At 56.1% G+C, this 14881-nt stretch carries 11 protein-coding genes; 2 read left to right on the top strand and 9 right to left on the bottom strand.

Going from position 1 to position 14881, the window contains the following annotated elements:
- Window positions 1–67 precede the first annotated feature (67 nt).
- Window positions 68–238: a hypothetical protein gene (locus B4113_RS19810; protein ID WP_156102716.1), complete on the top strand. Its 171-nt coding sequence runs from the start codon at window positions 68–70 to the stop codon at window positions 236–238.
- Here B4113_RS19810 and B4113_RS01325 read toward each other — a convergent pair.
- Together B4113_RS01325 and B4113_RS01320 are read right to left on the bottom strand one after the other, a co-directional pair.
- A complete protein-coding gene (locus B4113_RS01325; RefSeq protein ID WP_061912125.1) occupies window positions 220–2376 on the bottom strand; it encodes a DNA topoisomerase III in 2157 nt (718 codons plus the stop codon). The genes B4113_RS19810 and B4113_RS01325 overlap by 19 nt on opposite strands.
- A gap of 12 nt (window positions 2377–2388) precedes the next feature.
- A complete protein-coding gene (locus tag B4113_RS01320) occupies window positions 2389–3279 on the bottom strand; it encodes an aldo/keto reductase family oxidoreductase (protein ID WP_033843829.1) in 891 nt (296 codons plus the stop codon).
- An 87-nt stretch (window positions 3280–3366) separates the two neighbouring features.
- Between B4113_RS01320 and pepF the strand changes: the two genes are divergently transcribed.
- On the top strand, window positions 3367–5259 hold the full coding sequence (gene pepF, locus B4113_RS01315; RefSeq protein WP_051962691.1) for an oligoendopeptidase F: 1893 nt from the start codon (window positions 3367–3369) through the stop codon (window positions 5257–5259).
- 289 nt (window positions 5260–5548) lie between these two features.
- Here the strand turns inward: pepF and B4113_RS01310 are convergent, their stop codons facing one another.
- From B4113_RS01310 to B4113_RS01280, 7 genes are all read right to left on the bottom strand, one after another.
- Window positions 5549–7021 (bottom strand): nicotinate phosphoribosyltransferase, encoded by a 1473-nt coding sequence (locus B4113_RS01310; protein ID WP_033843828.1) that lies wholly within the window; start codon window positions 7019–7021, stop codon window positions 5549–5551.
- An 81-nt stretch (window positions 7022–7102) separates the two neighbouring features.
- Window positions 7103–7654, bottom strand: coding sequence for a cysteine hydrolase family protein (locus B4113_RS01305; RefSeq protein WP_033020830.1), 552 nt, complete (start codon window positions 7652–7654; stop codon window positions 7103–7105).
- Between the two features lie 236 nt (window positions 7655–7890).
- Window positions 7891–8640: a membrane protein insertase YidC gene (gene yidC / locus B4113_RS01300; protein WP_033020747.1), complete on the bottom strand. Its 750-nt coding sequence runs from the start codon at window positions 8638–8640 to the stop codon at window positions 7891–7893.
- 42 nt (window positions 8641–8682) lie between these two features.
- Window positions 8683–8946, bottom strand: a complete 264-nt coding sequence (locus B4113_RS01295) for a hypothetical protein (protein ID WP_033843827.1) — start codon at window positions 8944–8946, stop codon at window positions 8683–8685.
- A gap of 144 nt (window positions 8947–9090) precedes the next feature.
- Entirely contained in the window at window positions 9091–13251 is a 4161-nt protein-coding gene (locus B4113_RS01290; protein WP_033843826.1) for a tetratricopeptide repeat protein, read from the bottom strand.
- A 159-nt stretch (window positions 13252–13410) separates the two neighbouring features.
- Entirely contained in the window at window positions 13411–14163 is a 753-nt protein-coding gene (locus tag B4113_RS01285; protein WP_033843825.1) for a carboxylesterase, read from the bottom strand.
- Between the two features lie 80 nt (window positions 14164–14243).
- Window positions 14244–14747, bottom strand: coding sequence for a metal-dependent hydrolase (locus tag B4113_RS01280; RefSeq protein ID WP_033844904.1), 504 nt, complete (start codon window positions 14745–14747; stop codon window positions 14244–14246).
- Between the last annotated feature and the right edge of the window lie 134 nt (window positions 14748–14881).

Genomic DNA, 14881 nt, shown 5'->3' with positions numbered 1-14881 from the left:
TTTACATAATATTATTATTGTTTAAAAATGAAATCGTTTCCATCTGATCCGATTCGGTGTATCCTTTATGAAAAAGGAGGCCGCCGCGCTAAGCGAGCCGGAGCGGCTGATGGAACGGATTCAAGAGCCGCAAACGGAGGAACCGGCAAAAAAGGACGGGACGCCATCGGTCCGCCCTTTCGCCAAGCGCCCCGCCCCCTATTTCCTCTGTTGCCTTCATTACCGCTTCGGAAACTGAAACGACAATTTCTTCTCGTTTTCATCCCACACAAGGACAGCGTCAAACGTTTTTCCGCCTTTTTTGAATCCTTTAATGACATTGGTTTTTCCTTTTGCCAGCAGCTTTTTTACATTGGCCGCCGAAATCGATTTGCCGAGAATGCGTTTGGCGATCGTAAACGAGCATTTTGTTTTCGCGTACTGGTCACAGCCGTACAACGTTCCTTTGTCGATGACGGTCCCTCCGCAAAGCGGGCACGGCCCGAGCTTCTCACCGATCGTTTTTTTCGTTCTCGTCCGCTGGATCGAGGCGGTGTCGACCCCGTTAAAATTCCAAGCTGGGGCGGCAGCGATGGCGTCAGCGACCACTTTTTGCGCCAGCTTTTTCACCTGTTCCATAAACGCGGCGGGCGAGGCCGTTCCTTCGCCGATTTCGCTTAGGCGCTGCTCCCATTTCGCTGTCATTTCCGGCGAGGCGAGAATCGTGCCGCCAAGCGCCTCGATCAATACTTTCGCCTTGTCCGTTGGATAGACGAGGTTATTTTTGACTTCAATGTATTTTCGTTCCTTCAGCATCGTAATGATCGCCGCCCTTGTCGCTTCCGTGCCGAGCCCTTCCGTTTTGGCGAGCACTTTTTCCAGCTCCTCATCGTCCAAAAATGTTCCCGCCGTTTTCATCAAGGTGATGAGTTCGCCTTCCGTATACCGTTTCGGCGGCTCGGTTTTCCCTTCTTTCACTTTGACAGCGGCCGCCTCCCCCGCTTCGCCCCGCTCGAGCGGGGGCAGCACCGCGTCTTTCTCCTCCTCATGCGGACGGATGACGGTGCGCCACCCCTCGTCAACAACCTGCCTTCCTTTCGAAACGAAGCGAGCCCGACCGTCAACCAACGTCGTGACGGTCGTATAATCCATGACCGCCGCTTGGTGGTGGGCGGCGATCAAGCGGCGGACAACTAAATCGTACACGTTTCGCTCGTCGGCCGACAGCTTCTCCGGGTCAACGACCTGTTCCGTCGGGATGATGGCGTAGTGGTCGGTCACTTTTTTCTCGTTTACATAACGTTTATTCTGTAAAATCGACGGCCGCGGCAGCGGAAAATACGAAGCGTACGCCGGAAACGACGACAGTTTTTGCAAAATGGCCGGGAACGTTTCCGCCTCTCCCCTAGTCACATGCATCGAATCCGAACGCGGGTACGAAACGATTCCTTTTTGGTAGAGCGATTGCAGCACATCGAGCGTTTTTTTCGGCGAGAAGCGGTACAGCTTGTTCGCTGTCGCCTGCAGCGTCGATAAGTTGAACAACAGCGGCGGCTGATACGTTTTCCGCTCGGTGCGGACGTCGGCGACTTCCGCCCGCTTCCCGCGGCAAAAGGCCGCGATTCGTTTCGCCATCTCCTCGTCCTTAAGACGCGTTTGACCGTTTTCATCCGTCCATTTTCCTTCATAGCGCTTGTCGCCGATGACAAACGAAGCGATGACTTCCCAAAACGGCTCCGAGCGGAACTGCTCGATTTCCCGCTCGCGCCGGACAATAAGAGCCAAGGTCGGCGTCTGCACGCGCCCGACGGAGAATACATCGTTCATCCCGCGCTCTTTCAGCAACAAGCTGTACACGCGCGAAGCGTTCATGCCGACGAGCCAATCCGCGCAGGCGCGGGCGTACGCTTCTTCATAGAGCGGACGCGTCGTCTGCTCATCGAGCAGGCGGCGAAATCCTTCGGCAATGGCCTTTGGGGTCAACGATGACAGCCAAAGCCGCCTGATCGGCTTGTTAACGCCGCTCAGGCGGATCACGTTGCGCACAATGAGCTCCCCTTCGCGCCCGGCGTCTCCCGCATGGATGATTTCCGTCACTTCCGGCTTCCGCAGCAACTCCTTAATCACTTGAAACTGTTTCGCCTTCGCTTTTTCGATCTCATACTCGAACCGTTCCGGGACGATCGGCAACGTGTTGAGCGTCCACCGTTTCCACTCCGGGCGGTACCGCTCGGGCGGGGCGAGCTGAAACAAATGCCCGATCGCCCATGTCATATACGCCCCATCCGGAAATAAGTCATTCGGCAAAATTTCGATATAGCCTTGCCGTTTTTTCGTCTGAAAAATCGAGGCGAGCGTCGCCCCTTGGTCCGGTTTTTCCGCAATAATGACTTTCATCGGCTTCTCCCCTTATGGCACCTCATGCCCCATCGAGCTTTGCCAAATGGCGAACCATTGCTCGCGGGAAAGCGGCAAAGACAGCGCCCGCACCGCCCGCTCGATGCGTTCTCGTTTTCCCGATCCGACAATCGGCATCATCCGCGCTGGATGAACGAGAAGCCACGCATACAGCACTTCATCGATCGTCGCAGCGCCCGCTTCGCCCCGCACTTGTTCAAGCGTCCCGCGCAACCGCACCGCCCGGTCATCGTCAGCGGAAAAAATCGCTCCACCAGCGAGCGGCGACCACACCATCGGTGGAACCCGCTTTTCCAGACAAAGATCCACTGTGCCGTCCGCAAAATTTTCGAGCCGGTACGCCGATGCTTCGATTTGGTTGGTGACGAGAGGAAACGGCAAATACGACTGCAACAGTTCCCACTGCGAACGTTTAAAGTTCGAGACGCCAAAATAACGCACCTTTCCATCCTGTTTCAACCGCAAAAACGCCTCGGCCACCTCTTCGGGGTTCATGAATGGATCGGGGCGGTGGATGAGCAGCACATCGATATAATCGGTGCGGAAATTCCGCAGCGACTGCTCGACCGAAGCGATGATATGATCTTTGCTTGTATCGTACGACTTCATTCCGTACTTCGATGGCCGCTTAATGCCGCATTTCGTCACGATCTCCATCTGGCCGCGCCAGCTTGGCTGTAACGCCAACGCCTCGCCAAAGCGCGATTCGCACGTGTAGTTACCGTAAATATCAGCATGGTCAAACGTGGTGATGCCGCGCTCAAGGCAAAATTCGATGAGCCCGAGCAGCTGCTCGGCCGAATAGCCCCAGTCGGCAAGCCGCGAACAGCCGTGAATCAGGCGAGAAAAAGTCAAATCGTCCGCTAAACGGATTCGTTCCATGGATCGTCTCCCTTTCTTTTTTTGGCTAAAATCGTGCTGCTTGCGCATACTACCAACAAGAGGAAAACAGGCAAAGGACGTGATCATATGAAGCGCTGGCTCCTTGGGCTCGCCGCCGGGCTTCTTTTGACCTCCCCATGGCCGACATCGGCCGCCGAAACCGCATACGAATGGAATGTAGCTGACATTTACCCATCCGAGCACGAGTGGATGCGCGACTATCAGGCGGTGCAAAACGCCTTGCCGAAATTGGCGGCGTTTGCAGGGAAGCTTGACGATGCCAAGACGATCGCCCAACTGTTCGCCCTCAACGAACAAACGGCCCGCAAGCTCGAAAAACTGTCGCTTTACGCCCATTTAAAACGCGACTTGAACATCGAAGACAAGACGGCCGCGCGGCTCGGGGCAAAAGTGGAAGCGCTCGCCGCCCACTATGCGGCAAAGACTGCATTTATCGAACCGGAGCTGCTCGCCCTCCCGGAGCGGACGCTCAAGAAGCTGCAAAACAGCGAGCCGCTGAAGGCGTACCGCTATTACTTCCATGAGTTGCGCGAACAAAAACCGCATACGCTCACAAAACGCGAAGAACAGCTGCTCGCGAAACTATTGCCGGCACTCGGGGAAGCGGAGAACATTTATGACCACGCCGCCCGCGGCGATTATGAGCCGCCGTCTGTCAAGATGCCGAACGGAAAAACGGTGACGTTGACCGATGACCAATACGCCGCCATGCTTGAACACTCGGACCGCCGTTATCGAAAAGCAGCGTTTGAAGCGAAAGCCAAAAGCTATGAAGCCATGGAACAAACCGCCGCCGCGACGCTGTATGCTTCGGTGAAAGCGGATGAATTGTATGCGAACGTGCGCCGCTATCCGTCCGGCCTCGCCGCCGCCCTCGCCGCCGATGACGTACCGAAGGAAGTGTTTGATCATTTGATCGCCGCCACCCGCCGCCACTTGCCGGCGCTTCACCGCTACGTCGCACTGCGGCGGCGCGCGCTCGGGCTGGACCGCGTCCATAGCTATGACTTGTACGTACCGCTTGTCAGTGAACCCATGAAGCCAATTCCGGTTGAAACGGCGAAGACGCTCATCATGGAAGGCCTCAAGCCGCTCGGTGCCGACTATATTCGCCGCGTGCACCGCGCGTTTCAAGAACGATGGTTGGACGTCTACCCGCGCCCGAAAAAATATACGGGCGGCTATAACACCGGAGCGTATGACACCCATCCGTTCATCTTGCTCAATTACAGCGGTTCGCTTGACAGCGTGTTGACGATGGCCCACGAACTTGGACACGCCATGCATTCCGTGTACACGAACGAGGCGCAGCCGTACCATTATTCCGGCCATTCGATTTTCACCGCGGAAGTGGCATCAACGGCGAACGAATGGCTCCTGCTCGATTATTTGTATAAACAGGCGAAAACAAAAGAAGAAAAACTCCGCCTGCTCATCGAACAAATCGAGCAAATTCGCGGCACATTGTACACGCAAGTGATGTATTCCGAATTTGAGCGAATGATTCACGACAAGGTGCGCCAAGGCGGCAGTCTCACAGCGGACGAATTGAACGATCTTTGGCTTGGCCTGCTCAAAACGTATTACGGCCCGGCTTACGCTGCCGATCCCGGCGCCGCGCGCGGCTGGCTGCGCATCCCGCATTTTTACGACGCCTTTTATGTATACAAATATGCCACTTCGCTCGCGGCCTCGCACGCCATTGTGCGCGCTATCAAAACCGATCAAAGCGGCGAAGCGGTAAAGCGGTACAAACAATTTTTGCGCGCCGGCGCATCCGATGACCCGATCCGTCTGCTCAAGCGGGCCGGAGTGGATATGACAAGCCCCGAACCGGTCGAGCGCGTCTTGCGCCATTTCGCCTTCCTCGTTGACGAACTCGACCGGCAGCTTTCAAGCCAAAACCGGCAACCGTCCACACTGAAAGAGACCAACTTAAAAGGGCGGCTGTCTTCATAAGTCTCAAGCAAAGCGTTCTATACGTACGTTGTCGCGATGGAAGAGGGTGTCCCGTGCCGATTCGGGACACCCTGCTTTCGTCGTGGCGGCCGTCCCGCTGTTTTCCGGACGGCAAGCCCATGGCGAACTTCCTCCATCCGCGACAAACAAAAAAGGAGGCGGTGCGTCATCCGCCGCTCCACCAGCCGAGAACGAGGTGCAGCGAGACGCCTGGTGGGTTCACCATCCCATCGCCGCCTGTCGCGCGAGCGCCGATCCGCCTCTCAGCTTGTCCGCGTCCAGCGGCCGGCTACTCGTTCATCGACATGCGCGCCACCGCTTCTTTCACTTTGCGGATGTTTTCCATCTTATTGTCCCAGCACGCCTGGCTTAAATCGACCGGATATTGCTCGGGATTGAGCGTCCGTTTGTACTCCTCCCAAAACAAGCGCAAGCTTTCTTTCGCATACGCCTGAATGTCGGCAAGCGGCGGCGACGTATAGACAAGTCTGCCCTGGTCGAAAACGGTCACATGCAAATCGCGCGCTTCGAAATTGGTGACGAATTTGCTGATGAATGTGTACACTGGATGAAACATTTTCAATCGTTCTTCTTGCTGCGGGTTTTCGCTCTCTAAGGCGATGTAGTCGCCTTCCGCTTTCTGGTTGATTTTGTTGACGATGCGGTACACCCGCTTCAACCCCGGGGTCGTCACCTTTTCCGGATTGCCGCTGATTTTGATCGTATCGACCATTTCCCCTTGTTCGTTTTCGATCGCCACCATTTTGTACACGGCGCCGAGCGCTGGCTGATCATACGCGGTAATGAGCTTTGTGCCGATCCCCCAAACATCGATTTTCGCCCCTTGCGACTTCAAGTTTAAAATCGTATCTTCGTCCAAATCGTTTGAGGCAAAAATTTTCGCGTTCGGGAATCCGGCTTCATCGAGCATTTTCCGCGCTTCCTTCGACAAATAGGCCAAGTCGCCGCTGTCGATGCGGATGCCGATAAAGTTGATTCGGTCGCCCAACTCCTTGGCGACGCGAATGGCGTTGGGCACTCCCGATTTCAACGTATCATACGTATCGACAAGAAAGACGCAATCTTTATGGCGGCGGGCGTACTTCAAAAAGGCGGTGTATTCATCGTGATACGCTTGAATCATCGAATGGGCGTGCGTTCCGGCGACCGGAATGCCAAACAGCTTGCCAGCGCGCACGTTCGACGTCGCCTCTATCCCGCCGATGTACGCCGCGCGCGCGCCCCAAAGCGCGGCATCCATCTCCTGCGCCCGCCGGCTGCCGAACTCCAAAGCCGGTTCGTCCCCGAGAATATGCTTAATGCGCGACGCTTTCGTGGCGATGAGCGTCTGAAAATTGATGATGTTTAAAATGGCCGTTTCGATGAGCTGCGCCTCGGCGAGCGGCGCCTCAATGCGCATGATCGGTTCGTTGGCAAACACCACTTCTCCTTCGCGCATCGAACGGACCGTGCCGGTAAAGCGAAGCGTCCGCAAATAATCCAAAAAATCGTCGCGGTAGCCAAGTTCTTTCCGCAAATAGTCGATGTCGCTGGCCGAGAAGCGGAACTGTTGCAAAAACTGGATCACACGCTCCAACCCAGCGAACACCGCATAGCCGTTGCCAAACGGCAGCTTGCGGAAAAACACCTCAAACACGGCGCGGCGCTCATGCATCCCGTCTTCCCAGTACGTTTCGACCATATTGATTTGATATAAGTCCGTATGAAGCATCAAACTGTCATCGGCATATTTTCCGTTCATGAATGCAGAACCTCCAACGTACAAATGACTGCGCCGCAGCAAAAGAGAACGTTCATCGTCTATTCTATCACGTTTTCGCCATTATTCCACTATTTCCGCGCCCAACGTATGGCGAAAATGGCGAAGCGCCCACTCGTGTCCCGCCGGGTCAAAACTCGCGACCGCCCGCCGGTGAACGACGATGCGAAACCCTTTGTTGTAGGCATCGACGGCCGTATGAAGAACGCAAATATCGGTGCAGCAGCCGACCAAATGCACTTCCGTAATGCCTCTCTCGCGCAATTTGATCTCCAAATCGGTTCCGGCGAATGCGCTGTAGCGCGTTTTGTCGATCCAGTACACATGGTCTTTATGCTTGTTCGCCTCATAGACGGCTTCAAGCTCTCCGTACAGCTTTCGGCCTTCTGTCCCTTCAATGTTGTGCGGCGGAAACAGCTTCGATTCAGGATGGTAACGATCCCCTGCCGTATGTTGATCAATGGCAAACACGACAAAGTCGCCATGATCTATAAACTGTTTCGTCACGCGCACCAGTTCGGCCTCGATTGCCTGCCCCGGTTTGCCGCACGTGAGCGCACCGTCATCGGCGATAAAATCGACCGTATAGTCGATGATGATCAGTGCTCTCTCCATCAACATCCCTCCCGTGTATTTGTCGATCAGATTGTACATTGGCACTGCTATACTTTTACTCTACTCCAACATGCAAAATTTGGGCAAGCAGAAGCCATCAACGAGCGAGTCCATCGAGCCTTCCCTTATGGCTTTTTTGTCCGAATCATCTTTGCAGCGATTTTCTAGAGGGGAGGTAATTTAACAAACACATCCCCTGCCTGCTTTTGGTTTGGAAAGCAAACAGGGGATGCGGGCTAGTTGTTTTCCGCCGCTTTCGCCGTTTTCAGCTGACTGCGCAAAAGGAGCGACTGAATGATCGAGAAGCAGCCCCCGACGACCCAATAGAGCGACAGCGCCGATGGGACGGAGCTGGCGCCGATAAAGATCATGACCGGCATGATGTATGACATCATCGCCATTTGCGGCAGTTGTTCTTCGGTCATCGATGGCGACAGGCGGAGTGAGATGAACGTCGTCAACGCCGCCAATACCGGCAAAACGAAATACGGATCGCGATGGCCGAGTTCGACCCACAAAAACGAATGGGTTTTGATTGCCTGCGTCCGCGAAATCGCATAATAAAGCGCCATAAAAATCGGCATTTGAATGAGCACCGGCAGGCAGCCGCTCGCCGGGTTGACGCCGTGTTTTTGATACAGCTGCATCATTTCTTGTTGGAGCTTGCGCTGCGTTTCCGGATCTTTGCTTTTATATTTTTCTTGCAGCTTCAACAATTCCGGACGCAGTTTTTGCATGGCGAGCGAGGCGCGAAACTGCTTCAAAATGAGCGGCAGCAAGCAAAAGCGGACGATGAGCGTCAGCACGATAATGGCAATGCCGTAGTTGTCGCCAAACCAATGGCCAAGCGTCAACAAAAGCTTCGACATCGGGTAGACAAAATAATGGTTCCAAATGCCTTGACTATGTTCGTCAATCGGTTCGTTGCGGCTGCAACCGGAAAGAAGCAAAACAGCGCCCAATAAAATCATGATCCATTTCTTCATGAAAAGCCCTCCTTGATCTTGTCCAAACATGATGCGCGTTCATCAAGGAGAGGGCCTTCCATCTTCATCCGTTCGGCTGGCCTGTTCCCGCATCGGGATTTTTCGCCGCCGCGGCAAAAACAGCGGGCGCGATGGAAGCGCCGCGCCCATGGCGCTCCCATTCGCCCCTTGCTCGCGAACAGAGGCCAACATTGGCTCACAAAACAGCGAAGCGGCTCTCCGACGCGCGCCCTTATGCCCTTTTACGATCATCCACAATGCCCCGACAAGCGACATATAGACGAATAATTCGATCGGCGCTTCCATCCGTCCCGTTCACCTCCCTTAACCTCTCTTTTCACAATAGCAAACTTCTCGGCAAAAGAAAAGTTTGAAAAACAAAAGTTCCCAATCCTCGTCGGAAGTCCTTTCTGAACGTCACAACAACTATTTTACTCACACGGCCGCCGCTCACACCCGAGCCATGCGCTGAAAAGCCGGCTCCTCGGCCGCCAACGCCGCCCACTCCCCGCTCTCATCGTCGGAAAGAACCCGGTCCAGTTCCCGCTTCGCTTCATCGAAACGTCCAAGCAGAGCAAGATAGCGAGCGCGCTCATACTGAAGACGGACATCTTCCTTGGCACGAACGCACCGGTCGATGGCGGCCAGCGCCTTGTCGAGACGCCCCATTTCTTCGTACATCGCGGCGAGGTGCAGATGCCACTCCCCGTCTTCCGAATACCAATCGGCGTATCGTTCCCAAAGCGCTGTCGCTTCTTGCCAGCGCCCTGTTTCCTCATATCGCTCGGCAAGCAGGAAGAGCGCGCCACGGGAGAGCGGCTCTTCCGCCACGATCGCCTGCAACTGCCGTTCGGCTTGTTCCTGCCGTCCGTCCTGAAGCCAAACGACGGCCTGCAAAACGCGCAGCTCGACATCATCGGGATCATCGGCGCGCAGCCGATCGAGCCATGTTTGCGCCTCTTGACGTTGGTTGGCGTCGTCAGCCGCCAACAAATGCTTGACAAATTCCCGCGCCAATTCAGGCTCCTCGCCGCGCGCCAGCGCCTTGCGCCACATTTTCGCGGCATCGTCCTCCAGTTCAACCGCCGCATAAAAGCGGGCCAGCTCGGCATATGCTTCCAGGTTTTCGCGGTCAAGGCTGATCGCCTCTTCGTACAAATCAACAATGGCGGAAAACAACGAAAACTTCCCGACCCATGCCTTCATTTTCGTCCACCACCGCCCGGGCATTTCATCCATCCTCCCTAACTCCTCTTCCCAGTGGGGAAGAAGAGCTGCGGCAGCGCGCACATAGATCGCGCCTTTTCGCTGGCGGTCGGCCTGCAAACGCTCCAGTCGGCGGCGCAGCTGCGCCAAGCCGCGCCCATGTTTCGGAAACAGGGCGAGGTAAGTAACATACAGCGATTCATCGCCCGGCTGCTCGACGATCAACGACTCGAGCATCTCCATCGCTTCTTTCGCTTTTCCTTCCTTTATCATCACTTTGGCGTAATGGTGAAGCGCCTCGTGATCGTGCGGAGCGAGCGAGAGCGCCTTTTCCACCGCTTCCTTCTCCCGCTCGTTCTGCCCGAGCGCACCATATACGTAGCCGAGGTTGTCATAATACCACGCCTCCCCAGCCTGCCGGCGGGCATCAGCCAACGCCGAAAGAAGCGCCGACGGTTCGATGAGCGCCGCCATCGATTCGATATCGGCGCGCAGCGGGGCGAGGCGGACCGCTTGAAGCAAATGGGCGCGCTCCTCTTCTTCCTTTCCTTCCCCTCCGTATAACACAGCCAACCGAAAATGGCAAAGGGCAAAGGACGGATCGGCGCGGAGGCACGCTTCGTAATGCTGCTTCGCCTCGTTTTCACGCCCAAGCGACGCGCACAGCTCGGCGAGACGGAACAGCGAAAGCGAGTGACCCATGGCAGCGCCCTCGCGGTATGCGGCCATAGCCTTAGCCGGCCGATGTTGCCGCTCATAAAGAACGCCGAGGGCGCAGCGAGCCGCGGCGAGGCGGGGACGGTCGGCAGCGAGCCGCTCCAAAAACAGGAGGCCGCGTCTTGTGAGCGACGGGGTAGTCAGCTGTCTGATGTAAAACTCGTACGCCTCTTCCACGTCAAACTGAGCGAGGCGCAGCCCTTCCTCAAGCCATGCGAGCGCCGTCGCTCGCCCCTCTTCATCATCGGCGAAGCCGTAAGCCATCAGCCACTTGCCCGCATTCAGCCAATACTCGCTGTTGTTGGCAAAACGGGTGCATAGTTCAGCCACGCGCCGTCTTGCCGCCTCTCGCTCTCCCCGCTCCGCCAAAGCCGAGGCCAGTCCGAGATGGGCGAACACGTCATCCTCATCCAAAGCCAGCGCCTGCTCGTAGCAGGCGGCCGCTTTTTCCGGTTCCCCTTCATCGATATAGAAATCGCCAAGCCGAACGTAAAGCGGCGCCGGCCGTTCGGCGGCGGCAATCCCCTCTTGCAGCAGCTGCTTCGCCTTTTCACGCTCACCGGCTTCATGATACAAATCGGCTAACATCCCATATGGATGCGGTTCGCGCGGATCGAGCGCCTTAGCTACGCAAAACCCGCGCTCCGCCTTGCGCCGGCGGCCAAGCTCCATATCGCAGCGAGCTCGCTCATACCAAAGCTGGGCATCGCGCCGTTCGCGGCGCACAAGCATGTCAAACCAGGCGCGCGCCTCAGCCGTGCGCTTGGCGTGGAACAGCAACACACCATGATTCGTTTCAATAAACAGATCGCCCGGATACAAGCGGACGGCCACTTGTGAACAGACAAGCCCCCGCTCCGTACGGCCGGCATACGCCAAAGCAAGCGCCAAATAGCTCCACACTTCGGGCTGGTCTGGATCCAACTGGAGCGAGGCGCGGAAATAGCGGGCCGCCTCTTCATAGCGGCTCGCGAAAAAGGCGATGCGGCCGCGCAAGTAATGATAGAGCGGGCTTTGGCTTTTTCCTTTTGCCTGCTTGAGCGCTTGTTCCGCCCGTTCCATCTCTTGGGCATACACGTATGCTTTCGCCGCCACCAGCCGCAAATCGTCGTGCTCAGGATACTTGGTCAAGACCCGCTCCGTATAATCCAACACGAGCGGTTTCGCCTCGTCGCTGCTAAAATGTTTCATGACATACAGCCATGTATACGGAATGTGCTCATGACGGCGCAAAAAAGCGACAAACGCCGCGAAATGGGCTCGTTCATCTTCATCCATTTTTTCGGCAAAAGCGTGGAGCGCGCGGAAATAGCGGTCCTCCTCGTCAGGAAGCTCGGCAGCGAGCGCCGCTTTTTCCCGGGGAAGCGCAACGATCGACAAATAATGTGTTCCCGCGTACCATTTTTCGAGCTCGTTTTCCGAAACTACAAACGGTTCAAAGACGTTTGGGTCTTGCACATAAAACGCCTCAAGCCGCTCATCGTAGCCGAACAGCACTTGCACATGGGACGACTGCTCATAATCAACGCTTAAAAGCACGGGAATCCCTTCATCAATAAGCCGCTTCCAGCGCGCAGGCGAACCGATGAAAAAGCGGCAGACGAATCCAAGCCCTTCGAGATAATGAACCGTCGTCGATAATTTGGAGCCGCGCACATCAAAAATCTGTTCGGCCACCTCATCTTGCGTCCGCGGAGCGCCAAGGACGCGAAGCATCATTTCGACGCTCGCCGGCACGCAATAGTTATGCTTTTGCACGACCGGAACAAGCGGCAGCACGACCGCCCGCTCGTTCGTTCTCCCCACCGCGCGGGCGTACGGCGTTTTCTCAAGCTGCGGCACGGCGCTCACCAACGACTCCAGCTTCTCCCATTCCCCGAGCTGATAGTACAGTTCAGCGCGCAAATGGTTGAAATAACGGCGATGCATATGGAACGGATTCAGGCGGTCAAGCTCCTCCATCGCCGCCAACGCCTCACGGTGGGCGCGCACATCGCGAAGCCGACGCACGCGCTCCGCGTAAAACGACAGCACTTGCGGAAAGCGCCGCCGGCCTTCTTCCAAGACGGCTAGCGCCTCATGATGACGCCCATCGAGCGCATACAAATCGGCAAGAAGCAAATGACATAGGTCGCCGCGCTCCGGATCGTCCAGCCCGGCCCGAATCACTTGTTCGGCCTTCTGCCGGTCGCCGGCCTCGATATAAAAATACCCCCATTTATCATGCATGGACGCTGTCTCATAGCGGGCCACCACTTCCATCCATTCCCGCGCCTCATCAATCCGCTGCATATCGAGCAGCGCGCGCACGAATACAAACGCCGCCCGCGCCACCGCCTCCTGCGGCTCAGCGGTTCGCCCATCCAACGCTTCGGCTAGGCGCGGCGCCAGCGCCTCTTCGACATCGAGCGGCCGCCGGCTGTCCAGCCACTCATCGCACACCCAAGCCAACGTCTGCAACGTGTTCAGCCGGCGATGGGCATAGCGGGCCACAATCCCGCTATGACGGTACATGAGCGCATAATCAAACAGCCGGACGAGCGCCCGGAACGGTTCAATGCTGTCCCATGACGCCAATAACGACCGCCATCCGAACGGTTCGGCTTTTTCTAGCTGCGGCCGCACTTCGGCGAGAGCGTCCACGATTTTCTTTTCCTGAACAAGCAAACGGATGCGTTCTATATTCATAAAGTCGGAGCTCCTTTTCGAAATTAGGCTTATCCACTTCTACTATACTATAAGTTTAGACGAATTTTTCGGAAACGACCATCTATTTTTTCACAAAAATAACGACAAAAAACAAATAGCCGGCCCCGTTTTGAACAGGACCGGCCATAGGCTGGCCGCTCAACCGGCATGGTTGGCGAAAAACTGCAGCGATCGTTCAATGATGAGCGGCTGATCGTAATCGAGCGTTGCCACATGATAGCTGTTGTGAAGGCGGACCATTTCCTTCTCTGACGAACGAATGCCTTGAAAGATGAGATCAGCATTCCCGGGCGGCACGACATGGTCTTCATCGGAAACGAAAATCAGCGCCGGGCAGGTGATGCGCCCGAGTTCGTTTTTCACGCGCTCCATCAATTGGACGAGCTGAAGGAGCGATGCCGTCGGCGTTTTTTCGTACGCCAGCTCTTTCACATCGGGGTTTTTTATGTCCGATCCGATCGAGTCAAGATACCGCGGCACCTCACCACCGCCCGCCATTCCAGCGGCGATGGCCGGGATGTCAACCGCGGCGTTAATCGGCACGATCCCGCGGATTTCCGGATGCCGTTCCGCCAAATAAAGCGTGAGCGTCCCGCCCATCGACAATCCGGTGACAAAAATGGTTGAGCACCGTTGTTTCAGCCACTCGTATCCTTCTTCGACCGAGGCGATCCAATCGTGGAACGTCGTCCGCTCCATGTCTTCGTAGTGCGTCCCATGCCCTTTTAAACGCGGCAGACAAACGGTATAACCGGCTTTCGCATACGCTTCAGCGAGCGGGCGCATGCTGTGGGGCGTGCCCGTAAATCCGTGCGATAGCAGCACCCCGACCGGCCCGTTTTCGGCGTAAAACGGCTCGGCGCTAGGCAATACAGGATATTGTTCGCTCATTTTCCCCTCTCCCCCTGTCCATTTTTAGCTGTCCACATAGGTGATTCGCCGTTTTGTCCCATTTTCCTTTTTCGAATTGATTACCAAATGGCCAAAAGTGACCGCCACCATTCGTAAAACAGCCCGCTGACGCCCAAATAAACGAAGCCGACCCACGCAGCGGCCACGAACAGCTTTTCCATCCCTTTTCCCGTCCGATAGAGCGGCACTTTCCACCGTTTGGACGAAAACGGCCAAAACAACGGCACCCCTTGGACGGAAAAAAAGTCTTCGATAATGTGAAGCAAATAGCCAAGCACGACCCCGGCGGCAAACGGTGACGCCGATTCGCGCCAAACAAGCGCGGCAAGCACCCCCCAGACGATGAGCGAATGCGTCATCCCGCGATGGCCGAACGCTTCTTTTACTTTCCCCGCGACGCCGAACGAACGGCGGCCGACATACGACGACGGCTCATCAATGTCAGGAAGAAGGCTGCCGATGGCAAGCCCCGCCGTATAAGCCGCGGTAAACGGAAGCGCCGTATACGCCGTCGCCGCCGCCCCCAAGCATAAGGAAACAATAACATGACTCGAATATCGCAACAAACATCCCCTCAAACTTCCATCGTTTTCCCCATTATACCATAACAAAGAATATTTGTTCGTTTTTTGGCGCATCGTGAGGCGTTGCCTCCATTATACCGTGGGCGGCACGATGACCGTTATGACCGATATCA

It is taken from the genome of Geobacillus sp. B4113_201601 (assembly GCF_001587475.1).
GTDB lineage: Bacteria > Bacillota > Bacilli > Bacillales > Anoxybacillaceae > Geobacillus > Geobacillus icigianus.
The sequence above is the reverse complement of the archived record's forward strand: the minus strand, read 5'-3'. Positions and strand labels throughout refer to the sequence as shown.